This window comes from Thomasclavelia cocleata (assembly GCF_900102365.1).
GTDB classification, from domain to species: Bacteria; Bacillota_I; Bacilli_A; order Erysipelotrichales; family Coprobacillaceae; genus Thomasclavelia; species Thomasclavelia cocleata.
This window is the reverse complement of the sequence record NZ_FOIN01000018.1, coordinates 1-24,328: the sequence shown is the minus strand read 5'-3', so window position 1 is coordinate 24,328 and position 24,328 is coordinate 1. Positions and strand designations below refer to the sequence as shown.

The window sequence follows — 24,328 nt, the reverse complement described above, 5'->3', positions numbered from 1 at the left end:
TCCTTCTTTAGTTTCATCACGTATTATATACTAACAATATTATTAATTCAACTTTTTTGAACATTAATATCCTAATTTTTGTGAGTTTAATATTCAATTTGTTTAATTTCATTTAATTTTTCTAAAATTTCTTCTTCATCACAATTATAAAGCATTTCTATATCATCTATCTCTAAATCAATATATTGCATCGAAGCCAAATGATAATGAATAGCAGCTGCAAGTGAACGATAATCATACTCATTTATATATTTAGGATAGATCAAATACAAATAGTAATTTAAAAACTGCTCACAAAGGCAAAATAAAGATGGATTTTCATCCTCAATTCCTTCACTCAATAATGCTAAAATTGTTCCACCAACTTCTTGATTTAATACTAATGGTGCATAACTAGGATTAATATCATATTCAATTCCATTTTTAATCAATATCATATCTTCATCAATCTCTTGATCAATCATTAACTCAATTAATAAGCTTTTAGCAAAACTTGGTTTACTACTATCTTTTAAAAAGATTCTAATGGCTGGTAAAAGACGACGAATATTGATCCCTTCCATTTGTTCAATTGCCATATATAAAAGATCTTCATTCAAAATATCCTTCATCAAGATATTTTCCATATCTTCTAAACTAAAAGCATTATTGTGTCGTTCCATCCCTTCATTAGCTTCTCTTTTAGCTAATAATAATTCATCATGAGCAGCATTAAAGACAGTTTCATATTCATAAGGAATATAAGGCATTGATAATTCCTCAACTACAATATCAATTGCTTCTTCAAATTCCTCTAATTCCTTTAATGAAGCTATATAAATACTTATAACATCATAATATGTATTACTTGCTTTTGCTTTAGCTAACATTCCTTCTGCTTTAGCTCTATGATACTCACCCAATCCATATAAACAAACCAATCTTTGATAACGAACTGTTTCATCATCTAAATCAGTTAATAGATCTAAAGCATCCTGAAATTGATTATTTGCAATATATTCTTCAATCATACATTCTCCTTAAAAATGATGTATCATTGATACATCATTTACTTTTCATCTTCTAAATCAAATTGATAATTAATATCATCATCGTTATGTTCTTGAGCTTGTAGACTTTCAATTACCTCATTATAAAGCTCTAATTTACTATCTTTTAAAAAATCATCATCTGTCAAAGGCATATTCATCACCCCTCATCACACTATTATAACGATCCTATATTATTTTGCAATGTAAAAATAACTATATTTTTAAGATTATTCAACCTCAAAATACTGATTAAATAATTGTCGATAATAATCTGCAAAAACACTATTTTTTCGCCAAACAAAATTAATATCATGTTTAATTGACAAACCAGCTATTTTTATTTCTTTTAATAACCCTATTTCCAATTCTTTTTCAACTGCAACACGATATATAAAAGTAATCCCATGATTATTACTAACCAATTGCTTTATAGTATTAATATTACTTATCTCAATTAAATTATTAAAATCATTAATACTTAGATTCTGATCACTTAGATATTGTTCAATTATTTCTCTAGATCCTGACCCTTCTTCACGAATAATCAAATTATATTTAAATAACTCAGACATATCATCAACAGCATCAATCCCAAATTCTTTTGAACCAACACAAACAAATAACTCTTGACAATAATATAAGTAATCATACTCCATCTTATTGAAATATCCTTCTACTAAAGCAAAATCAATCTTACCTTCATTCATATAACTCAATAATTTTTTAGTATTTGCAACCTTCATTTTTATCATCACATTGTTTTCTGTACTTAAAAAATGATCAATTACATTTGGCATCATATATTCACCTACTGTTAAAGTAGCTCCAAAAACCAATGTCTGTTTCATCTTCATATCTTGAAATCTTTTTTTTAAAAATATGTCATCATGTTTTAGTGTAGTTGCATATTCTAATAATATTTTTGCTTCATTTGTCAATTGCATCTTTTTTCCTAAATAATAAAACAATGTAATATTATAATAATTTTCAAGATAACGAATATGACTAGAAACAGCAGGTTGGGTAATATTTAAGTATAGACTAGCTTTAGTAAAATTCATAAATTTACATACTGCTAAAAAGGTATCAATTCGAAAATCTAACATTTTATCACCTCATCAATCATAACATATTTTTATCATTATATAAATATATATAATTTTTATTTATTGTTTTAATTGTGTATAATAACATCGATCGAAGGGAGATACATATGAATAAAATTAAAACTAATGCTTTAGGTATCATTTTATGTTTAGCAATTTCTTTACCAGCCTGTTATTTAGGAAAATTATATCCATTAATTGGAGGTCCAGTTTTTGCAATCATCATTGGAATGATCATCACTCATTTTTTCAAAGATAAAAGTAAGATTCAAAGCGGGGTAACTTATACTTCAAAAAAAATCTTACAGTATGCTGTAATCTTATTAGGATTTGGAATGAATTTAAAAGATATTCTAAAAATCGGCAGTTCATCGTTACCTATTATTATTTCTACTATTACAGTATCACTAGTTGTCGCTTATGTTTTATACAGAATTTTAAAAATTCCTTCAAAAACAGCTACCTTGATTGGGGTTGGTTCTTCTATCTGTGGTGGTTCAGCTATTGCTGCTACAGCACCAGTTATTGAAGCTGATGATGAAGAAATTGCCCAAGCCATTTCAGTAATTTTTCTTTTTAATATTTTAGCAGCTTTAGTTTTTCCTACTTTAGGTGGAATACTAGGTTTATCAAATGATGGTTTTGGTTTATTTGCAGGAAGTGCTGTTAATGATACTTCTTCTGTTACTGCCACAGCTACTGCCTGGGATGGAATTCATGGCAGCAATACGTTAGATCAGGCAACTATTGTAAAACTTACAAGGACTCTAGCAATTATTCCAATCACCTTATTTTTAGCATTTAAGCGAACTCGTGATAAAGAAAAAAGTAATAGTAAAGTAAATTTAAAAAAGATTTTTCCATATTTTATTTTATTCTTTGTCTTAGCCTCTATAATTACAACAGTTTTTAATTTACCAAATACTACTACTGCTCCAATCAAAGAATTAAGTAAATTCTTTATTGTTATGGCAATGGGTGCAATTGGATTAAATACTAATATCGTAAAATTAGTAAAAAGTGGGGGCAAACCTATTTTATTAGGGTTTAGCTGTTGGGTAGCAATCACTGGAGTATGTTTATTAATGCAGGTTTTATTAGGTTTATTTTAGTGACGGTCATACCGTCATTTTATTTATATAAGTTTTTTTAATTATTTTGTTTTATTTTTATCAACGTTGTTATAAAATACAATTAGATTATTAAAAGGAGTGGAGCTATGCTTTGCAAAACAACAAATATACAATTTCAAAAATATGGTTTTGTTTATAACGAAGCTTTCAATAAAAAAAATAAATACATTTATAAAGAGATTGCTATCTCTAGCCATCTATTAACAACAATGTTTTATTGTGATAAAGAAATACGAGTTGAGTCAGCTAATTTCGCAAATATTGTCGTTAGTAAAGACTTACATCAGTTCGATTTATTTTCTATTCGTCTAAACTTAATTATTAAACCATTTCAATATTTTAATATCATCCCTCAAAATAAGAAACAGACAGTCAAATTAATCATCCCCCATGATGCTAAATTTATTGCTTTAAATCTTATGAAACCATATATCTATCGGCCAATTGTCCCAGTTTTATCAATTCCACAGATTGTTGGGTGTTATTACAATATCAAAAAACCAGACTACTACTTTAGAGGTGAACAACATAATTTTTATGAACTTACATACATTGATCATGGCAGCTTAGACTGCTTTGTTGAAGATACTTGGTATACTCTGCATGCTGATGACTTAATGATTTATGGACCTAACCAATTTCATCAACAAAAAGTTGGTGATAATCAAACTTGTTCATACTTAACAATTCTTTTTGAAATGGATATCAATGATGATTCAAAATTATTAAATACAGTATTTCATCTTAATGATAATCTTCATAATTTATTAAATAAACTATCTTTAACAAGTGATAAACAAAATATTTATTCACAAACATTAATGTTGTGTTATCTCCAAGAAACAATAATTCACTTATTACAAGATAATCAACTTCAAAAAGGTGCACCTAAAACACCAAATATTCAAGAATATCGTTATGACTTATTTAAACAAATTGCAAAATATATTGATGAAAACATCAACATGCCTTTATCAATTGAAGATATAACCCATAATTTTTCAATTTCCCGCAGTTCATTACAAACATTATTTAAAACAAACGTTAATAAAACACCAAAATATTATATAACTGATTTAAAATTAAATCGTAGTAAAAAATTATTACTTGAAAACAAGTACACTGTCACAGAAATTGCATATATGCTTGGCTTTAGTTCTATCCATTATTTTTCAAGAGCCTTTAAACAACGCTTTAACCTTACTCCAAGTGAATATTCCAAACTTGTATATCATCAACAAGAATCTCTATCACAACAAAATGGCGAAAAATAATTTGCCATTTTTTATTTATTAACAAAATCACATGTTATTCACAATTATTAAAAATTTATCTAACCACTAGCAAAGATATATCTTTTGATCCCTTTGATTAAAAAATTATTATTAATTTAAATTTTAAATATATATCATATTCTAAAACTATTTCTGCCATAACTATTGCAAAATCATTTACTCTAAAATATAAATAATACAATTGTATTACACTCAAGTTTCCAATACATTATATGTCAGCTCTAAATAGTTTACTCCCTATTTATAGTAAATAAAAAGCCTTGATGTATATCAAGGTAATTTTTTAATGTCTGTGGAATACGAAAAAGATATTTTTACATTCTAGACAGAGGAATTTGAACCCTCGTAATACAAAGCTCTTAAAAAAATCTCCCCAAAAATTAATAGATAAATAAGGCGTAACAACTGAGATGATGATTTCATTTCGACTCGGTATGCTATTCATACCGAACTATCTTTGTTCGTATTGGAGACAATGGTGGAATTTTATAAAAATACTAATAAAAACGAAATATAAAAAATAAAAGTGAAGAAAAGACGAAAATACTAACCCCTTATAAAACAAGGATTTTAGTACAAAAAAACACACCGAAGTGTGTAATTTATAAATGGCGTCCACGAAGGGATTCGAACCCCTGACCGCACGCTTAGAAGGCGTGTGCTCTATCCAGCTGAGCTACGTAGACCTCTATTAACTGCTTATAAATAATAGCATAAAACAAAAAAATATGCAAGTATAAGTTTTTTGAATTTTAGTATTTTTTACATGTCTCTCTTATTAAATTCATATATCATTTTAAATATAATATTACCTGTTTAGCCACATGACACTCAAATTTAAATCCCTTAAAACATAAGAAGTGACATTTCAATATGAATTTACATATTATTCTTTATATAATACCACAATTCTAAAAAACATATTTTAAAAGCAATCAAAATGATGTATTAAAAATTCATTTAATATAATTTCAATATATGTAAAGCTTTTTTATACATTTAAAATGAATTCTGACAAAAACAATAAACAAAAAAATTAAATCAATGATATTGAGTTCTTACCCACTTTAGAATAAATGTAAAAAAATATTTCTTGTTTTACTGGTAAATACAACAGTTTTTGAAATTTCTTATTTTTAGTGAGTAAGAACTTTCAAATTACTATTAGCTTAAAACTTAATATATTTCATAATTTATTTAAAGCATCATAACTTAATTATATTTTGATTTTTGAAGCCTTATATAATCATTTAATAAAACAATATAGTTACATTCACAATTAATAATTTTTAACATCAATGTCATTTCATCATTAAAACAACTATTGCTAGAATTGTCTAATTCTTTTTCGATTTTTATAATAAGTTCAAATAATTTATCTAAATCTTCCATATTAGCTACCTCACATATTCACCTTATACCTAAACAATTTACCAGCAAATTATCTACTCATCTAAACTTAGTAGTAAACAAAAAAAAGCCTAAACACTATATTAATAAATGTGTTTAGACTTCTTATTTTCTAAATGGCGTCCACGAAGGGATTCGAACCCCTGACCGCACGCTTAGAAGGCGTGTGCTCTATCCAGCTGAGCTACGTAGACCTCTCTTCCGATTGCCTATATAGAATAACATATCCAAAAGAGATGTGCAAGTATTTTTATATTATTTCTTTAAATTCAACCTTAATTTCGCCTTGATCAACAAAAATAATACAATAAGATTTATTACTACCTTGTCGTGGCAATGTTGTTGAACCTGGATTAATTAAATATAAACCATTAATTTCATCACATTGAGGGACATGTGTATGTCCTGATAATAAAACATCACATCCATGTCTCAATAAATCATCAACCATTATTTCTTCACGATTAAAATACCCATAACGATGACCATGAGTTACTAAAAAATTAACCCCCTCAACTTCAAAAACTATTTCATCTTGCAATCTTGCAATCCAGTCATTATTACCTCGAACACAAATCCAGCCTTTTAATCGTTCTTCTAAAGCTTCACTATCACCACAGTGAACATAATAATCACTATCTGACTCTAATTTTCTAATTTTATCAAGCATACTTTGCTGTCCATGATTATCTGATATTACCACTATTTTCTTCATTCCTATCACCAATAACTATTATACACAATTATTGACTAAATTTAAATTACATTTTAATACGATTGTCAACCTCTCCATTTACATCCTCTACTGGAGCTATTTCTTGATCATCAATAAATAACAAAACCTTTTCAACATTTTCTAAATGACTTGCAGATTTTACAATACGATTATAAAGAGTATTATCAATTGATTCATTATCATTTAAAATATTACTTGCTAAATGAATCTGTAGAGTCCCTTCATTTAAAGAACATTGTTGTACTAACGATAAAGGCTGTTCATATTCCATTTGTTTCAACATGATGGAAACCTTAGTATCAATATCACTCTCTGTAGTTTCTACACGTTTTGTAACTGGAACATAGTATTCTTGATTATTAATTGTCTGAGTATTATAAACAACTACGGGAGTTGTTTTATACAAATAATTAGTTGAAGACTCAAAATTATTGATTCCTAACCTATTTGTAATACAGCTAGCAGGAACAGTACTATTAGGCAGTTCACTAATATCATTACCATCAATTTTTAAATTCACTTTTTCAATCCCATTCACACAAAAAACATAAGAAAACATTTCAAAAATATCTAATGCTTCCTGGTTATTATTTACATATAAATTATCACTAAAGTCAAATGTTAATGATTTTTCATTCATTGCCATAGCATTAACTTGGAGATTTGAATCTAAGATCGGGTGTAATCCTAAATATTCATAATCTTTAGATTTCATAACTTCTATCATATTACGATACTTAGCATCATTTTCTAGCTCCTGCCCTAAATCTACTTCAATTGGTATTAATGTATTATTGTCATCTCTAAAAACAACTGTTTGATAATTGGTTTTAACTGGTGGTTGTTTAGTTTCTTGTTTATTGTCATCTTGTTTTATACAAATAAGACAAATAACTAAGCTAGCACAAATTAAAATTCCTGTTAGTAACTTTTTTCTCATTAAATCACCCCAATATTAATATATGAGATAAAAAACTGAAAATACCAAAATAAAAGATATTCGCATCTGCAAATATCTATTTTATAACAATATGTTCAACCTTTAATCCTGTATAATCGAAAAAACCTGAAGAAGAATATCTAAATTCTTCTGTTTCTCCAGTTGTATAGATTTTTATATAATTATCAGGATTGATATTTAATAAATTCTTATCAGCTAAAAATGCTTTAACATTTTTACTAATTGCTTCACTACTAGAGACATATTCTATGTTAGGCAAAACACGTTTTATTTGCTCTTTTAAAATAGGATAATGAGTACATCCTAAAATGATTGACTGAACTTTGCCAAGATAATTATCAAGATACTCATGTAACACTTCATAAATTCCTTCTTTATACATTCCTGATTCGACTAAAGGAACTAATTTAGGTGTAGCTAATGAATAAGTTTTTATTGAAGAATCTATTTGTTTTATTGTATCAGGATATTTTTTTGATTTAATAGTTGCAGAAGTTGCAATAACTAATGTATTATCTACTTTCCTGCTTATAAAATCCTCTACAGTTGCATCGATTACGCCAATAATCGTTATTTGTGGATATGCCACTTGTAAGCTTTCTAATACTGTTGAGCTTGTAGTATTACATGCTAAAACAATCAATTTGACATTTTGTTCAATAAAATACTCAACTATTCCACTTGCATATTCAAATAACTGTTCTGGAGTTTTATCACCATAAGGACAATGATAGTTATCCCCAATATAAATAATATTTTCATTCGGTAGTAACGACCTAATCGAATTTAATACTGTCAAGCCACCTACACCTGAATCAAAAACCCCTATCGCTCTTTCCATCTAACTACTCCTTATCTCCCTTATCTTCATATTCTTCTAAAGCTAAATTTTGTTCATATAATTCAGTAGCAATATCTTTACCAACATACCTAAATGTCGTTGGACTGTATTCATGCCCTGTCACCATTACTTTATCAGCTGGATATCGTAAAATAAAACCATATTCATGACAATGATTAATCAACCATTGATAAATATCTGTTTGATTAAAATCAGCAACACTTATTTCACTTTTTTGCAGATTTACAGTAGTTCCCAGCTGGTATTCATTATACCCAGGAATAACTCCCTTATCTTCTAATGATGCAACATCATAACTAATAAATGCTGCTGTCAAGATCATATCTCGATAACCTTCATCATAACACGCTCGATACATATCCATTAAGTTATTACACGTTTCTTCTTCAAGATACATAGAATACCTAACTCTAGGCATCCCAACTGTAACAACCTGGTTTTTTGGCTCATAACCACCAATATATGCTTCATTATTTACAACTAGTGATAATTCACTAGGGTTATAAATTCTTTTAGCATTAGGTTGTAATTCATGGTTAAAAAGTGTCACTAATGAAGTTTTGGTAAAATTACTACTTAACTGTTTAAATACAGTATATAATTTCTTTTCTTCTAAGTCATCATATTCTTTCATTATCTCTAAATAGGTATTGGTATCACTAACATATGTATAATCATTATCATCATATATCGAACGAAGTAACTGGTAATATTCAATATTATCAAAATCAAAATTTTCCTGGTTAATATATGCACTAATTAAATCATTTTTTATTAATATATTACATTTAGATAGAGCAGTATTTGCAAACGACTCATCTAACTTACTCACTAATTGATTACCTACATTGATCAATTCATTATAATTAGGATATTTTTTTGTTCTATCCAAAGCATTATAGAACTCATAATACTCCAATTTAAATTCTGGATATTCAATATATTTAATAAATCTATCTACTGGTATTGCATTTTCAACTAAATACTCTTGTTCATCATCATCTAAATACATTTCAATCAACGCTCGATTATCATTATTTATCCCATTAACCCGATAAAAACGATCATATTTACGATTAATTGCAACAAATGCCATAACAAAACACAAAGTTACAATCAAATATAAATGCCATCTTTTTAACTTCATAACATCACCTTGTTTCATTATATACTAACTATTAATAAAAAACCATAATAAAAATAGTACTCAAAAAATATCTAAATACTTAATTTTAAATAAATCTTTATTTCCAAATAAAAATTACCAATACAGCTAAATCACTATCTTTTTACAACTAAACTAACCATTTTTTATTAAATAAAATTCTTTAGATAAAAACACTTATATTTTAATATTCTTAGTATACATAAAAGTATAATTAATATTATTAATCAGCTATTCAAAAACAAAAAATCAAATTTACTTCAAATAATATTTTAAAGGACTAGATATTTATCACTAGTCCTCTATCTCCTACTATTACAATTCTAATTCCTTAAATTTAATCAATTCAAAAACAGCTTGTATTCTTGAATCAACTCCTAACTTTTGTATAACATTAGAAATATGATTACGTACCGTCTTTTCACTAATTCCTAGTGTTTGTGCAATTTCCCTAGTTGATTGATTTTTAATTAAAAGATTAAAGATTTCTTTCTCCCTTGGCGTTAGGATAATATTCATCTTCTGCTTCACCTCATAATGTAATATATGAAAACATTTATTTATCGGTGTCAATTTTTAAGATATTAAAAAGATTTAATGCTACTTCTTTAGGTAAAACTTTCTCTAATTGTTCTAAATTCGCTTTTTTTAACTGTCTAACACTACCAAATTCTTTTAATAACAGTTTTTTACGTTTTGGACCAATCCCTTCCACATTATCTAATATTGATTGAAATAAAGATTTAGAACGTACATTTTTATGAAAACTAATTGCATAACGATGAACTTCATCCTGCATCCTTGTCAACAGGAAAAACAATTCACTTTTTTTATTAATTTCCACAATTTCTCCACTACTATCTAATAATACCGAAGTAGAATGTTTATCATCTTTAGCCAAACCACAAACCATGATCCCCATATTTAAGCTATCAATAACTTCTTTAGCAACCTTTATTTGACCTTTGCCACCATCAACAATAATCAAATCTGGTCTTTCTAAACCATCCATTAAAACCCGAAAATACCGACGATAAATAACTTCCTTCATACTAGCATAATCATCAGGACCTTCAACTGTTTTAATTTTAAATTTTCGATAATCTTTTTTAGAAGGAACACCATCTTTAAAACAAACCATTCCCGCAACTGCATAAGCTCCCTGAATATTAGAATTATCAAATAATTCAATTCTTCTTGGCAATTTAATATTTAATAAATCCCCTAATTGTTTAATTGCCCCAATTGTTGCTGCTTCATTTTTTTGAATTAATAAAAACTTTTTTTCTAACTGCTCTTTAGCATTATCATTAGCCATAGAAACAAGATTAGCCTTATTACCTTTCTGAGGTTTAATAATTTTACAATTAATTATCTCTTCTAATAAAGTTACATCTAGTTCCTTAGGAACTAATAACTCTTTTGGCTCAGTATTTTCCTGATAAAACCGTACTAGAAAAGTAATTATCTGATCTTGAAAATCATCTTGTAAAGGTACTAGATTTAAATCTCGTGCTAAAAGTTTTCCATTTCGCATAAAAAACAATTGTAAACACAAATATCCTTTATCATGATAATATCCAACAATATCTCGATCAACTAAATCATTAAACTGCACATGCTGTTTACTTGTAACATGTTGAATATGATTAATCAAATCCCGACATTCTTTAGCTAATTCATAATTTTGTAATTCACTTGCATTAAACATTTTTTCTTGTAATTCATTAATTATTTGTTTAGTATCACCTTGAATAAACTTTGTAATACTTGAAGTAATTTCCTTATATTTTTGTTCATCTACTTCCTTAATACATGGTGCTATACATTGATTTAAGGAATAATAAAGACATGGTTTTTTAGGAATATGATTACATTTTCTTAATGGATATAAGCGATTTAAAAGTTTAAATGTTTCTCTTGCTGCTGTTCCATCAGGAAAAGGACCAAAATGTTTGTGCTTTTTATTTTGAGCATTTCTAACTATTTTTAACCGAGGATGTCTTTCTTTAGTTAATTGAATATATGGATAATATTTATTATCCATAAACGAAATATTGTATTTAGGTGAATAGTCTTTAATTAAATTAATTTCTAATAGTAATGCCTCTTTTTCTGAGTCTGTAACAATATAATCAAAATCAACAATCTCTTGAACTAATTTAGTTGTTTTATAATTATGAGCTCCTACAAAATATGAAGAAACACGGTTTTTTAACTTCTTAGCTTTTCCTACATATATTACCGTTCCATCTTTATCCTTCATTAGATAACACCCAGGCTGTAGCGGTAATAATGAAAGCTTGTTCTTTATCATTTTACGATCCATCATTCAAAATAAACTAAGGTCGCCCCTAGTCCTCCTTCATTCGGTCCTCCATCACGATAACTAACAACATTTTTATTTTTCTCCAACATTTTTTTCACTCCATTTCTAAGTACTCCTGTACCTATTCCATGAATGATCCTAACCATTGAATAATTATTAACTAAAGCATCATCTAAAAATTTATCAACTAAAAGCATAGCTTCTTCATAACGTTTACCTATAATATTTAATTCATAACTTTGATTAGTTGATTTACGCAATGATTTAAGATTAGATTTAACTTTTTTAGGTTTGATTTTTTTAGAAACAAAAATAACTTCTTCTGGTTTTGCATTTAATTTCAATCCACTCATGCTGATTGTTAATATTCCTTTTTTATTAATTGAAAGAATTTCACCCTGACGATTAGCAGACAATACTTTAACGATATCTCCTACTTGATAAGCATGCTTCTCTTCATTAATGATTTTCTTTTCTTCATGTTTTAATAAATCAAGATTTCGTTTTGCTTCAATTACTACATGTTGTTTTAATTCAGCTTGTTTTTTTAATTCCTCAACAACCAGATCTATTTCCTGTTTAGAATCTTCCAATAACTGATTAGCTTGCTGTTTAGCATTTTCTATTAATTCATCTTTTTGTTTTTCAAAATTATTAATTAAACGCTCATATCGGTTCATTTTATTTTTTGCTTCATTAGTCAATAACTCTAAACGATCCCTTTCAAGTTGAACCTGAGTCAACTCATCTTGTAATTTTTCAAGTAATTTATCACTATCAGTTAAACTGTTTTCTTTAATTTGATATGCTAATTCAACAATTTCCTCTTTTAAACCTAATCGTGAAGAAATTTCAATCGCATAAGAATTTCCTACACTACCTTCAATCAAACGATATGTTGGTATCATCTTTTCCTGATCAAATTCAACTGCTGCAACTAAAATATATTCTTCATTTTTAGCAAATTCTTTTAACCCTGAATAATGAGTTGAAGCTACGATTAACGGATTAACCTTATGTAAATAACGTAAAATGGCTTCAGCAATACTCTGACCTTCCTTTGGATCAGTTCCTGAACCAATTTCATCTAACAATACTAGTGATTTTTCACTTACATCATTAGTAATTTCAACTAGCCTTTTCATATGACTAGAAAAAGTTGATAATGATTGTTCTATTGACTGTTCATCACCCAAATCAACACAGATCTGATCAAACATCGGAACTACAGCTTGAATACAAGGAACTGCCATTCCACATAAAGCCATTAAACTAAGTAATCCTGCAGTTTTTAAGACAACTGTTTTTCCTCCTGTATTAGATCCACTAATCAGTAACATTCGCTTAGGCTCATTTAAAATAATACTATTAGCAACTACTTTATCTTTATCAATTAATGGATGACGTGCTTTAATTAAACTAAAACTACTATAATCCTCGCATACCTCTGGAACAACTCCATCGATTTGTACACCATATCCAGCCTTTGCAAAAATAACATCTATTTCTACCATCAATTCTTGATTTTCATGTAATAAATCGTAATTATCTTTAACCATTCTTGATAATTCTGTTAAAATTCGATTTATTTCTCTTAATTCATCATCACGAGCATGAACTAGTTGATTGTTCATTGAAACGATTATTTCAGGTTCAATAAACATCGTCTGTCCTGTAGCTGAAACTGCATGAACAATTCCTTTAACTATATTTTTATTACCAGCTTTAACAGGTAATACTAAATGATTATTACGACTAGAAATAGCTTCTTGTGATAAATAATCTTTATTTGCAGCTTTTACCTGTTCAATTTTTGTTCTAATGTTAGCTTCAATTGATAAAATTTGACGTCTAATTCTTCTAAGTTCTTTACTAGCATTATCTAAAACATTACCACTACTATCAATACAACGATTTATTTCTTTTAATAATTGTTTTGGTAATATAAACTGATTACATAAATTAACTAATTCATTTTCTTTAATTTCTTTATCTGATAAATAATTAATTATTTCTTTGACATTATTCAATAAATAAACAATTTGAACAAAGTCTTCACCAAATAAAGTTCCATCTTTATTTGCTTTTAATAATAATGGTTCAACATCATTATAATACCCCATTGGTAAGCGACCATATTTATAAATCAAACACATTGCTTGATCTAAATATTTTTGATCTAATTTCAAATCTTCTAAATCCTGATAAGGTTGTAAAGTCTCTATTTTATCTTTAGCTAAAGAGCTAATACAAAATGCTTCAACCTTATTTTTTATTTGATTAAACTCTAATGTATCATATGTATTTTTCATTCTACTCACTCACTATTATCTTATTTAATATTTTATCTATATCTATTTTACTACGATCTATTTTTAATAACAATTTTTCTACTTCATCATACTGTGACTTATTTAATATGATTGGTGTTTCTATATTATCAATATCACGATAATATTTTAATAATGAATTTTCTAAATCTTCTTGACTAAGTAATCCTTTATCATAGGCATTATTTAATGAAACAGTGATAGTATAAATGCTATCAGCATCAAAACTATCATAATTTATTCCATCATTAATTACCTCACTAATTACATCTAAAGATTCAATTTCATTTGTAACCGTTGGTACAAGTTCTAATACTTTTTTTGCTACAACTGTCTTTTCTACATTTTCTTTACCTCCAGGCACAATTGGCATGATAATAAAAATCAATGCCAGATAAATCATGATTACTCCTTCAAAAAAACTAGCAACAATTCCTAATAATCTATCTAATTGTTCAAATAACTTAAAACTATAAATAACCTTTTTTAATAAAGGTTTAATAATCTTTCCAATTAATAATAATACTACTTTTAATCCAATAAATAAAATAATAAAAATAATAAACCGATTTACTACCTTACCAACAGCCTCACCAAGTCCTGTAACTTCGTATATTGTATAAAGATTAGATAATGGAGAAGATCCATATAAAGCTGCTAATAGTGATATAATCGTAGCCACCAAATCATAAGCACGATAAACGAATCCCTTAAAATATCCAAAAATCAGCATTAATAACAAAATAAAAGTAATAACTATGTCAATAAATAGCGAATTTATTACAAAATTCATGAAAACACCTCAATTTCTTTTAATACACATTGTAGCAAAACAAATTTATACTGTCAAAAAGTTTAAAAATATGTTATACTAAGTTAGTAGGACTAGGAGGACAAGTAATGAACATGAATGTAGTAAGAAATAATAGTTCAAAAAGAATGAATATTATTAATATGCATGCTTACGATAAACTTGTAGCTTTTAGCGACTCTAGTACAGCCAATGGTAATGATGATATTCAAAACAATTCTCATAATTATATAAACATTAATCATATTGGTTGTGATGAAACAGGATCTAGTGATTTTTTTGGACCTTTATGTGTTGTAGCCTGTTACATAGATGAACGTGATTTTGAATGGCTGCTTAGCATTGGGGTACGTGATCCAAAAGATATGGATAACCATGAACTTGTTCGCATCGCTAGAGAAATAAAAGATCGACTTATTTATAGTTTGTTGATTCTTGATAATTCGCATTATAATGCTATGGTAAAAGCAGGGAACAATTTGGCTAATATCAAAGCAAAGCTATATAATCAAGCCGTAACTAATGTTATGCAAAAAGTAGGTATGCCTGTTAAAAACAAACTAGTTAATCAGTTTGTTTCACCAAAAACTTATTATAATTATTTAAAAAATGAAGTTATCGTTGTTAAAGACTTAACCTTTGTTCAAAAAGGTGAAGAAAAGTATTTAGCCATAATTTGTTCAATGATTTTATCAAGATATGCCTATTTGCAATATTTTACCAATATGTCACGTAGTCTAAAAATGAAATTGCCACATGGTAATAGTAATAGTGTTGATACTACTGCAATTGAAATTGCAAAGAAATATGGACCTAAAATGTTATTCAAAGTTACAAAAACTAACATGACTAATTACAAAAGAATTAAAGATTTAATCTAGGATAACATAGTTATCCTTTTTATTATGCTGTATATACTTTAAAATATACTAAAAAACACTAAAAAACAAACGCTGTAATCTTTCTCTCTCTTTATCTAAACCTCTTAATATACAATTTTACACTTTATTTTAATAACAGATATCTATTTCATATATTGTTTCATCATATTTGTGATTTTTAGCAAAAATAACTATCTTATCTACTTTTTACCTACAATAATTAATACTTCTAAAGCTTTTTTGTATTTTCATTAAAAATCCATGAAATAAAATAATTTACCTAAAATTACAATAAATAATATCAAATTTAATCATCACTACAATTCAATATAAAATCACATATCTAATGCTGGTAATCAACTATTACAAAAAAAGAGGTCTTTATTTAACCTCAATTACAAATGGTTCTACTTTAGTATACTTAACACCTGCTGCTTCAAGCATTCTTTTAGCTGCTCGATCACTATCAGTTCCATTATATTTATCATCTTCATAAATAATTTCACTAATACCACTTTGAATAATTGCTTTAACACATTCATGACATGGAAATAATGAAACATATATTCGACACCCTTTTAGATTTCCTGTACTATTTAAAATCGCATTTAATTCCGCATGAACTACATAAGGATATTTAGTCTCATATAACTCCCCTTCTCTAACTTGCCAAGGAAATTCACTATCTTCACACCCCCAAGGTAAACCGTTATAACCAACACCAACTATTTTATTATCATTATTAACAATACAAGCTCCAACCTGGGTATTAGGATCTTTAGAACGATATGCAGAAAGCTTAGCTACTCCCATAAAGTATTGAGTCCAATTAATTACTTTACTCATCTTTTATTTCCTCCTCTAATTCATTTAATTTGTCTTTAAAATAATCTGGTAATTCACTTTCAAATTCCATATATTTTCGTGTTGTTGGATGAATAAAACCCAATTTTTTAGCATGTAAAAATTGCCCATAGCTAAAATCATCCTTACGCCGACCATATTTAGGATCACCATATACTGGATATCCAATATAACTCATATGAACCCTGATTTGATGTGTTCGTCCTGTTTCAAGACGACACTCAATCATACTCATATTTTTATAACGTTTTATAACCGTAAAATTAGTAACTGCATTTTTACTATTAGTTCTAGTAACAGTCATACTTTGACGATCATTTGGATTTCGTCCGATTGGGGCATCAATTTTACCCTGGACATGAGGTATTACTCCATGTACAAGCGCTACATACCGTCTTGTAACACTATGTGTTTTTAATTGATTAGATAATGAACGATGAGCAGCATCATTTTTTGCAATCATCAACAATCCACTTGTCTCTTTATCAATCCGATGTACAATTCCTGGACGATTTACCCCATTAATACCTGAAAGATCTTTACAATGATATAATAATGCATTAACTAAAGTCCCCTTTATAATACCTGGTGAAGGATGAACGATCATTCCTGTTGGTTTATCAACTACAATTATATCCTTATCCTCATAAACAATCTTCAAGGGTATATTTTCAGGTTCTATATCTAACTCTGTATTATCTTCAATCATAATTTCAATCTGATCATTAAGTTTAGTTTTATAGCTGGCTTTTGTTATTTTACCATTAACACTAACTAGACCACGATTTATCATCTCCTGGATCATAGTTCTTGATAAATCTTTCATATTTAAAGCAATTATTTTATCAAGTCGAAAGTTATCTTCATTATCAACTATTATATTATATTTTTCCATGTATGTGCTCCTCAAAAATAATTTCAATAATTATCAATGCTACCCCAATTACTACTGCCACATCAGCAATATTAAAAATTGGAAAATTATAATTAAAAATAATCACATCAATAAAATCACGAACATATCCTAATACTATACGATCAGCCAAATTACCAATCATTCCAGCAAATGTAAGGACTAACCCAAATCGTGTTAGTATTTCTTCTTTTCTAGTCCGTTTAAAAAAGATAATCATTAAAACAGCTGATATCAAAGCAACAATGATAAACAACCATAAATGTCCTGCTAACATTCCCCAAGCTACCCCAGTATTATGAGCATATGTAAAATAAAAAAAGTTATCAATAATTTCCTGTGATTGCCCTAATTGCATCGATGATGAGATTAGATGTTTTGTAAACTGATCACCACCAATTAGTACAATCAATGTAATTAAATATAATAATTTATTTCTTTTTGTTAAATTCATTTTTATCACCCACCGCCATTATACAATAATCTTTCAATAACCACAATAAAATAAAGAGCCAAGGCCCTTTATAAAATATAAATAATAACGGCCAGAAAATGAAAAGCAGAACCAACCATTACAAAAATATGAAATAATTCATGAAAACCAAAATTTTTAAACCAATTAGGTTTTTTTAAAATATAAATAACTGCCCCTATCGAATAACTAATTCCTCCTGCAGCAATTAATCCAAAACACCCTAATGGCACATCAGAAAAAGCGGGTAAATCAAAAATCAATGCCCACCCCATTAAGAGATAAAATATTGTCGAAATGAATCGTGGTGCCCTCATCCAAAATAATTTTATAATAATTCCAATAATGGCAATTAACCAAATAGCAATTAAAAAATATAAACTATGTGGAAATTCCAAATAAGACAAACATATTGGTGTATACGTTCCGGCAATCAATACATAAATCATTGAATGATCTAGTTTTCGTAAAATTAATTTTATTTTATTATCCTCACTAGCATTATAATAGTGGTAGATACAACTTGCACTATACAAAGAAATTGACGATAAACCAAAAACAGTAATTCCAATTATTGTTTGCTGATTTGAACCATCAATAATTGCTACAACCATCATTATTATTAATGTCACTAATGATAAAGCTGCACCAATAAAATGTGTCTCACTACTCACTGGATCCATCGCTCTTCTAAAAAATTTCATCACACAACCTCCTTATGTGGTTTTGATAACTGTATTATATAGATATAATATCATTTATTACATCCATGTCAACCATATCTTGAAATATTTATTAAAATAAGATAAAATATTAATGAGGTGATCCTATGGAAAAATTAGAATTAATAGAGATTATTGATAAAGTTGTAAATAAAAGTGATTTAAAAGCATCTGATATACCTTCATTAGATTTATATATGGATCAAATCATGACCCTCTTTGAAGAACATCTTCAAGATAATAAGCGTTATAATGAAGATAAACTTCTAACTAAAACAATGATTAATAATTATACTAAAGCTGGTATAATTAAACCTGTAAAAGGAAAAAAATATACAAAGGAACAAATAATTGGTATGTTATTGATTTATAATTTAAAAAATACAATTACAATTCAGGAAATCAAACATATCTTAGCTCCTATTTATGATAATGATGATTCACTTGAAAATATCTATGAACAATTTATTAAAATAAAAAAAGTTCAAAATGAAGAATTAAAACCATTAATTTTAAAAATAATCAATACTTTTAATCTAGACATCAATAATAATGACCAGAGGCTAATTACAATTATGGCATTATCATCACTATCTAACCAATTAACAAGTATTATTCAAGGAATTATAGATAACTATTATGATTTAACTAAGTAATAAGAGTTTTAGTTGACTAAAACTCTTGTTTTTTTTATAATTAACATAATTTATTTAAGGAGAATATACATATGAAAATTATTGATTTATTACATCAGCGACCTACTTTATCATTTGAAATCTTTCCTCCTAAAAACCATGATGGAGATATAAGTTCTATCTATAATACAATTGATGAATTAGCAAAACTTAAACCAGATTTTATTTCAGTTACATATGGAGCTGGAGGTTCTACTACTGAAAATACAGTAGAAATTGCTTCTAAGATAAAAAATGATTATAATATTGAAGCTGTCGCTCATTTAAGCTGCATTGATGCTACTCCAAAACAACTAACTCGTATCATCAATTCATTAAAAACAAATAACATTGAGAATATCTTAGCATTACGAGGTGATTACCCTAAAGGATATGATCCAGTAAACGCCCCTCACTATTATAAATATGCTAGTGAATTAAATGAATTCATCAGTAAAAATTATCCTGATACTTTTTGTTTAAGTGGAGCCTGCTATCCCGAAGTACATCAAGATGCTGTTTCCTTAGAAGAAGATCTACAAGCATTAAAGAAAAAAGTTGATGCTGGTGCCGAATATTTAATCACTCAAATTTTCTTTGACAACAACTATTATTATCGTTTGGTTAGAGAAGCTAGAATTAGAGGCATCAATGTACCTATTATTGCTGGGATAATGCCTGCTACTAATTCTAAATCATTATTAAATATAGCTAAATTAAGCGGCTGTAATATTCCTTATAATTTATCTGCAATGATTGAACGTTTTAAAAATAATCCTTACGCAATGAAAGAAGTAGGCCTGAATTATGCAACTTATCAAATTATTGATTTAATTACTAATGGTGTTGATGGAATTCATCTTTATACAATGAATAAACCTGAAATAGCTAAAGAAATCTTGCTTAGAACAAATAATATTTTTGCCGAATTTATCAATGATTAAAAAAAATGCGTTAAAGTATTTAGGCTACTTAAATAATCAAGTTGATCAACAAACAGATAAACTTTTAAATGAATGTTTATTGGAAATTGAAAAATTAAAACCTAAATTTATGTATCAAATTTTTTCATTAGAACATCATCCTTTATTAATTAAAGAATTAAATTTATCCCTTGAATATTCTGATTTAATTGATTTATTTGATAGTTGTGACAAAGTAGTAGTCATTGCTTGTACCTTAGGAATTGAATTAGATAAGTTATTACGTTACTATGCAATAATTGATATGACTAAAATGACTGTTATGGATGCTTTGGCTAGTAGTTACATTGAAATTAAATGTGATGAATTTGAAGAAAAGCAAAATTTTGGCAAACATACCTTTCGATTTTGCCCTGGATATGGTAATGTCCCACTTGAGATTAATAAAAAATTAGTCAATGCATTAAATTGTGATAAACATATTGGTTTAACAGTTCAAGAGAATAATTTGTTATTACCACAAAAATCTATGATTGGTTTAATTGGTATTGGTGATGAAAAACTAAACAAACATTGTTTTTCATGTATAAATTTAGAAAATTGTATATATAGAAAGAAGGGACAACGATGCTACAAAAAAGATTAAAAGAAGAAATACTTATATTTGATGGAGCAATGGGAACTCAATTACAAGAGGCAGGATTGAAGGCTGGAGATATTCCTGAATGTTTAAATATCACTAATCCCAAATTAATTCAAAATATTCACCTTAATTATTTAAATGCTGGAGCTGATTTCATTACTACTAATACTTTTGGTGCTAATCCCTTGAAAATGAAAGATGCTCCCTATCGTTATGATGAAATGATTGAAGCTGCCATTAACAATGCTATTATTGCTCGAAAAAAAGCTAATCGAGAAAATGATAGTTATATTGTTTTAGATATTGGTCCAATTGGACAATTACTAGAACCAATGGGAACCCTAACATTTGATGAAGCTTATGAGATTATAAAAAAACAAGTTCTTTTAGCTAAAGATAAAGTTGATGCTGTTTTATTTGAAACCATGACTGATATTTATGAAGTAAAAGCTGGGGTTTTAGCAGCTAAAGAAAATAGTAATCTACCAATCTTTGTCACTATGACATATGAAAGTAATTTAAGAACATTATCAGGATGTGATCCTATTACAATGGTTAATGTTTTAGAAGGTTTAAACGTTGATGTTTTAGGTGTTAATTGTTCTTTAGGACCAATTGAATTAACACCAATTATTAATGATATTTTAAAAACAGCTACAGTTCCTGTAATGATACAGCCAAATGCTGGATTACCATGTTTAGTAGAAGGAAAAACTTGTTACAACATGGATAAAGAAACTTTCGTAAACGAAAGTTTAAAACATGTAATCAATGGTGTCAGTATCATTGGGGGATGTTGTGGTACAACTCCAGAATTTATTGCTGCTTTGAAAAAAAATCTTCCTAGTAAAAAAATAAAGTTGACTCCTATTAATGCTACAAGAGTATCAAGCGGAACTAAAACAGTTGAATTTGATCATCATGTTGTAGTATGTGGTGAAAGACTAAATCCTACAGGAAAGAAGAAATTAAAACTAGCTCTAAAAGAAGAACGATATGATGAATTAATTGTTGAAGCAATTAAACAAGAACAAGCTGGAGCTCATGTACTTGATGTTAATGTTGGTCTACCTGGAATTAATGAAGTAAAGATAATGAAACATGTAATTAAATTATTACAAGAAGTTATTTCTTTACCACTACAAATAGATAGTAGTAATTTTGAAGCTATTGAACAAGCTTGTCGTTATTATAATGGTAAACCATTGATTAATTCTGTTAATGGTAAAGATGAAACAATGGATACAATTTTTCCAATTGTTAAAAAATATGGTGGTGTTGTTATTGGTTTAACGCTTGATGAAAATGGTATTCCACCATTAGCTAGAGATCGCTTTGAAATTGCAAAAAAGATTATTAAAAAAGCTGAAGACTATGGTATTTCAAAAGATAATATTGTTATTGACTGCCTAGTTTTAACTGCTTCTGCCCAACAAAAAGAAGTTATGGAAACAATCAAAGCCGTTTCTATGGTTAAAAAATTAGGAGTACATACTGTTTTAGGTGTTAGTAATGTATCTTTTGGTTTACCAAATCGGCCTTTACTAAATAAAACATTTTTAGCTATGGCATTATCAGCAGGACTTGATTTACCAATCATCAATCCTCTAGATTCTCAGCTTATGGCTACAATTGATGCTTTTAATGTATTATATAATTATGATCATGATGCTTCTATTTATATCGAACATCAGTCAAATCAAGAACCAGTAACAAAAAAAGAAACTACAAACTTTAGTTTAAATGAGATTGTTTTACATGGTTTAAAAGATGAAGCCGTAAACACAACTAAAGAACTCCTTAAAACAACATCTGGTCTAGAAATCATTAATAATATATTAATTCCAGCTTTAGATATGGTTGGTAAACAATACGAAAAAAATATCATTTTCTTACCACAATTAATTCAATCTGCAGAAACTGCAAAAGCAGCTTTTAGCACTATTAAAGATACTTTTAAAGAAACCGCTACTAATAAAGGACCAATCATCATGGCAACTGTTCATGGTGATATCCATGATATTGGTAAAAATATTGTTAAAGTTGTTCTTGAAAGCTATGGATATAAAGTGATTGATTTAGGTAAAGATGTTCCTCCAGAAACCGTTGTTGAAGCTTTCTATAAACACAAGCCTAAGGCTATTGGTCTAAGTGCTTTGATGACTACAACCGTTGTTTCGATGGAAAAAACAATTACCATGTTAAAACAGATTAATGATATGTGTCCTATTTTTGTTGGCGGTGCAGTTTTAACAGCTGATTTTGCTAAAGAAATTAATGCTGATTATTATTCTAAAGATGCTATGGAAGCAGTAGAGCTAATGAATCAAATTATAGACTAAAAAAATCTTGAGAATTATTAATATTCTCCCTCTCTAAAAAACTATAAAAGCATTTTAAAATATAAAAAATACCATTGACTATGAACAACAATAGTCAAACACAACCATTTACAAGCAATTATTTTATGTCTGGTTGTGCCAAAAGAATTGATCAATTATGTAAAGAAGCGAGCCCACAAGCAAAAAATTCCAATATTTGAATTACCCTTCTTTATCCACCTAAAGTTTTATATTTGTGTTCAAATTGTTGAAAAATCTTATTAAAAAGACAATCAAAATGCGATTGTCTTTTTTGCTAATTACTATTATCTATTCTTTCTTTTAAATACTTCAAATTCATCTTCTTCAAATATATATTTGTTTATTAATTTTAACTGTTTTTCACTTAATCCTTCTATCCATTCTCTACATTCCTGATGATATCTTCCGTTAATCATTTCTATATAAATATCTCTTTTTCCTTTTTCTAATCCCTCTTTCATTCCTTTTTCAATTCCTTGTTTTATCCCGATTTCAATACCTTCTTCTAATCCTTTACTGTGATACTCATCTTTAAATGATTCTGTTCTTATTCTTGCTAATGCTAACTGATTCGCTATTGACCACATTGGCTCATTATTTCTAAACTTGTCATACATCTTTACCACCATCCCGATTATGTCTTCTTCTTTCTCTTTTATTATACCAGTATATTCATTCTTTATAAACAGATAACATAACCTTTC

At 27.8% G+C, this 24,328-nt stretch carries 23 protein-coding genes, 2 tRNA genes and 1 pseudogene; 7 read left to right on the top strand and 19 right to left on the bottom strand.

The window, feature by feature from the left end; genetic code table 11:
- Positions 1–86 precede the first annotated feature (86 nt).
- The 3 genes from BMW96_RS07820 to BMW96_RS07815 form a co-directional block, all read right to left on the bottom strand.
- Entirely contained in the window at positions 87–1,010 is a 924-nt protein-coding gene (locus BMW96_RS07820) for a hypothetical protein (protein WP_092354198.1), read from the bottom strand.
- Positions 1,011–1,048: 38 nt separating this feature from the next.
- Positions 1,049–1,183, bottom strand: a complete 135-nt coding sequence (locus tag BMW96_RS14685; protein ID WP_257606874.1) for a hypothetical protein — start codon at positions 1,181–1,183, stop codon at positions 1,049–1,051.
- Positions 1,184–1,258: 75 nt separating this feature from the next.
- Positions 1,259–2,137, bottom strand: coding sequence for a LysR family transcriptional regulator (locus BMW96_RS07815; protein WP_100555327.1), 879 nt, complete (start codon positions 2,135–2,137; stop codon positions 1,259–1,261).
- Between the two features lie 107 nt (positions 2,138–2,244).
- Between BMW96_RS07815 and BMW96_RS07810 the strand changes: the two genes are divergently transcribed.
- Together BMW96_RS07810 and BMW96_RS07805 are read left to right on the top strand one after the other, a co-directional pair.
- On the top strand, positions 2,245–3,249 hold the full coding sequence (locus tag BMW96_RS07810) for a YeiH family protein (protein ID WP_092354196.1): 1,005 nt from the start codon (positions 2,245–2,247) through the stop codon (positions 3,247–3,249).
- 107 nt (positions 3,250–3,356) lie between these two features.
- Positions 3,357–4,544: an AraC family transcriptional regulator gene (locus tag BMW96_RS07805; RefSeq protein WP_092354194.1), complete on the top strand. Its 1,188-nt coding sequence runs from the start codon at positions 3,357–3,359 to the stop codon at positions 4,542–4,544.
- A gap of 630 nt (positions 4,545–5,174) precedes the next feature.
- Here the strand turns inward: BMW96_RS07805 and BMW96_RS07800 are convergent.
- From BMW96_RS07800 to BMW96_RS07750, 11 genes are all read right to left on the bottom strand, one after another.
- A tRNA-Arg gene (locus BMW96_RS07800) sits at positions 5,175–5,251 on the bottom strand.
- A 526-nt stretch (positions 5,252–5,777) separates the two neighbouring features.
- Positions 5,778–5,957, bottom strand: a complete 180-nt coding sequence (locus tag BMW96_RS07795) for a hypothetical protein (RefSeq protein WP_092354192.1) — start codon at positions 5,955–5,957, stop codon at positions 5,778–5,780.
- 135 nt (positions 5,958–6,092) lie between these two features.
- A tRNA-Arg gene (locus BMW96_RS07790) sits at positions 6,093–6,169 on the bottom strand.
- A 56-nt stretch (positions 6,170–6,225) separates the two neighbouring features.
- Entirely contained in the window at positions 6,226–6,690 is a 465-nt protein-coding gene (locus tag BMW96_RS07785) for a metallophosphoesterase family protein (protein WP_092354190.1), read from the bottom strand.
- A gap of 46 nt (positions 6,691–6,736) precedes the next feature.
- On the bottom strand, positions 6,737–7,651 hold the full coding sequence (locus BMW96_RS07780) for a hypothetical protein (protein WP_092354188.1): 915 nt from the start codon (positions 7,649–7,651) through the stop codon (positions 6,737–6,739).
- 76 nt (positions 7,652–7,727) lie between these two features.
- Complete coding sequence (gene murI, locus BMW96_RS07775) at positions 7,728–8,513, bottom strand: glutamate racemase (protein ID WP_092354186.1); 786 nt, start codon at positions 8,511–8,513, stop codon at positions 7,728–7,730.
- 4 nt (positions 8,514–8,517) lie between these two features.
- Entirely contained in the window at positions 8,518–9,681 is a 1,164-nt protein-coding gene (locus tag BMW96_RS07770) for a M15 family metallopeptidase (protein WP_244881286.1), read from the bottom strand.
- A 333-nt stretch (positions 9,682–10,014) separates the two neighbouring features.
- Positions 10,015–10,218, bottom strand: a complete 204-nt coding sequence (locus BMW96_RS07765; RefSeq protein WP_092354182.1) for a helix-turn-helix domain-containing protein — start codon at positions 10,216–10,218, stop codon at positions 10,015–10,017.
- Positions 10,219–10,255: 37 nt separating this feature from the next.
- A complete protein-coding gene (gene uvrC, locus BMW96_RS07760; RefSeq protein WP_092354180.1) occupies positions 10,256–12,028 on the bottom strand; it encodes an excinuclease ABC subunit UvrC in 1,773 nt (590 codons plus the stop codon).
- Positions 12,028–14,340: an endonuclease MutS2 gene (locus BMW96_RS07755; RefSeq protein WP_092354178.1), complete on the bottom strand. Its 2,313-nt coding sequence runs from the start codon at positions 14,338–14,340 to the stop codon at positions 12,028–12,030. Before BMW96_RS07755 ends, uvrC begins: the two co-directional genes overlap by 1 nt.
- 1 nt (position 14,341) lies before the next feature.
- On the bottom strand, positions 14,342–15,151 hold the full coding sequence (locus BMW96_RS07750; RefSeq protein WP_092354176.1) for a CvpA family protein: 810 nt from the start codon (positions 15,149–15,151) through the stop codon (positions 14,342–14,344).
- A gap of 107 nt (positions 15,152–15,258) precedes the next feature.
- Here BMW96_RS07750 and BMW96_RS07745 point away from each other — a divergent pair, with 107 nt between their 5' ends.
- Positions 15,259–16,050, top strand: a complete 792-nt coding sequence (locus BMW96_RS07745; RefSeq protein WP_092354174.1) for a ribonuclease HIII — start codon at positions 15,259–15,261, stop codon at positions 16,048–16,050.
- 381 nt (positions 16,051–16,431) lie between these two features.
- Here the strand turns inward: BMW96_RS07745 and BMW96_RS07740 are convergent, their stop codons facing one another.
- From BMW96_RS07740 to trhA, 4 genes are all read right to left on the bottom strand, one after another.
- Entirely contained in the window at positions 16,432–16,896 is a 465-nt protein-coding gene (locus BMW96_RS07740; RefSeq protein ID WP_092354172.1) for a deoxycytidylate deaminase, read from the bottom strand.
- Positions 16,889–17,809 (bottom strand): RluA family pseudouridine synthase, encoded by a 921-nt coding sequence (locus BMW96_RS07735; RefSeq protein ID WP_092354170.1) that lies wholly within the window; start codon positions 17,807–17,809, stop codon positions 16,889–16,891. The genes BMW96_RS07740 and BMW96_RS07735 overlap by 8 nt, the downstream gene beginning before the upstream one ends.
- The gene (gene lspA / locus BMW96_RS07730) at positions 17,796–18,281 is read right to left on the bottom strand and encodes a signal peptidase II (RefSeq protein ID WP_092354168.1); all 486 of its coding nucleotides are present in this window, start codon (positions 18,279–18,281) and stop codon (positions 17,796–17,798) included. The genes BMW96_RS07735 and lspA overlap by 14 nt, the downstream gene beginning before the upstream one ends.
- Before the next feature lie 68 nt (positions 18,282–18,349).
- Positions 18,350–19,003 carry a PAQR family membrane homeostasis protein TrhA gene (gene trhA, locus BMW96_RS07725; RefSeq protein WP_092354166.1) on the bottom strand — a complete coding sequence of 218 codons (654 nt, stop codon included), beginning with the start codon at positions 19,001–19,003 and terminating at the stop codon, positions 18,350–18,352.
- A 125-nt stretch (positions 19,004–19,128) separates the two neighbouring features.
- On the opposite strand from trhA, the gene BMW96_RS07720 reads away from it, so the two are divergent.
- From BMW96_RS07720 to BMW96_RS07705, 4 genes are all read left to right on the top strand, one after another.
- Entirely contained in the window at positions 19,129–19,677 is a 549-nt protein-coding gene (locus BMW96_RS07720) for a DUF1836 domain-containing protein (protein ID WP_092354164.1), read from the top strand.
- Positions 19,678–19,748: 71 nt separating this feature from the next.
- Complete coding sequence (gene metF, locus BMW96_RS07715) at positions 19,749–20,639, top strand: methylenetetrahydrofolate reductase [NAD(P)H] (RefSeq protein ID WP_092354162.1); 891 nt, start codon at positions 19,749–19,751, stop codon at positions 20,637–20,639.
- Entirely contained in the window at positions 20,632–21,264 is a 633-nt protein-coding gene (locus BMW96_RS07710) for a vitamin B12 dependent methionine synthase (RefSeq protein ID WP_092354160.1), read from the top strand. Before metF ends, BMW96_RS07710 begins: the two co-directional genes overlap by 8 nt.
- Positions 21,246–23,603 (top strand): homocysteine S-methyltransferase family protein, encoded by a 2,358-nt coding sequence (locus tag BMW96_RS07705; protein ID WP_092354158.1) that lies wholly within the window; start codon positions 21,246–21,248, stop codon positions 23,601–23,603. Before BMW96_RS07710 ends, BMW96_RS07705 begins: the two co-directional genes overlap by 19 nt.
- Before the next feature lie 305 nt (positions 23,604–23,908).
- On the opposite strand, the pseudogene BMW96_RS07700 reads toward BMW96_RS07705, so the two are convergent.
- Positions 23,909–24,328: pseudogene (locus tag BMW96_RS07700) on the bottom strand (hypothetical protein); the annotation flags it as partial.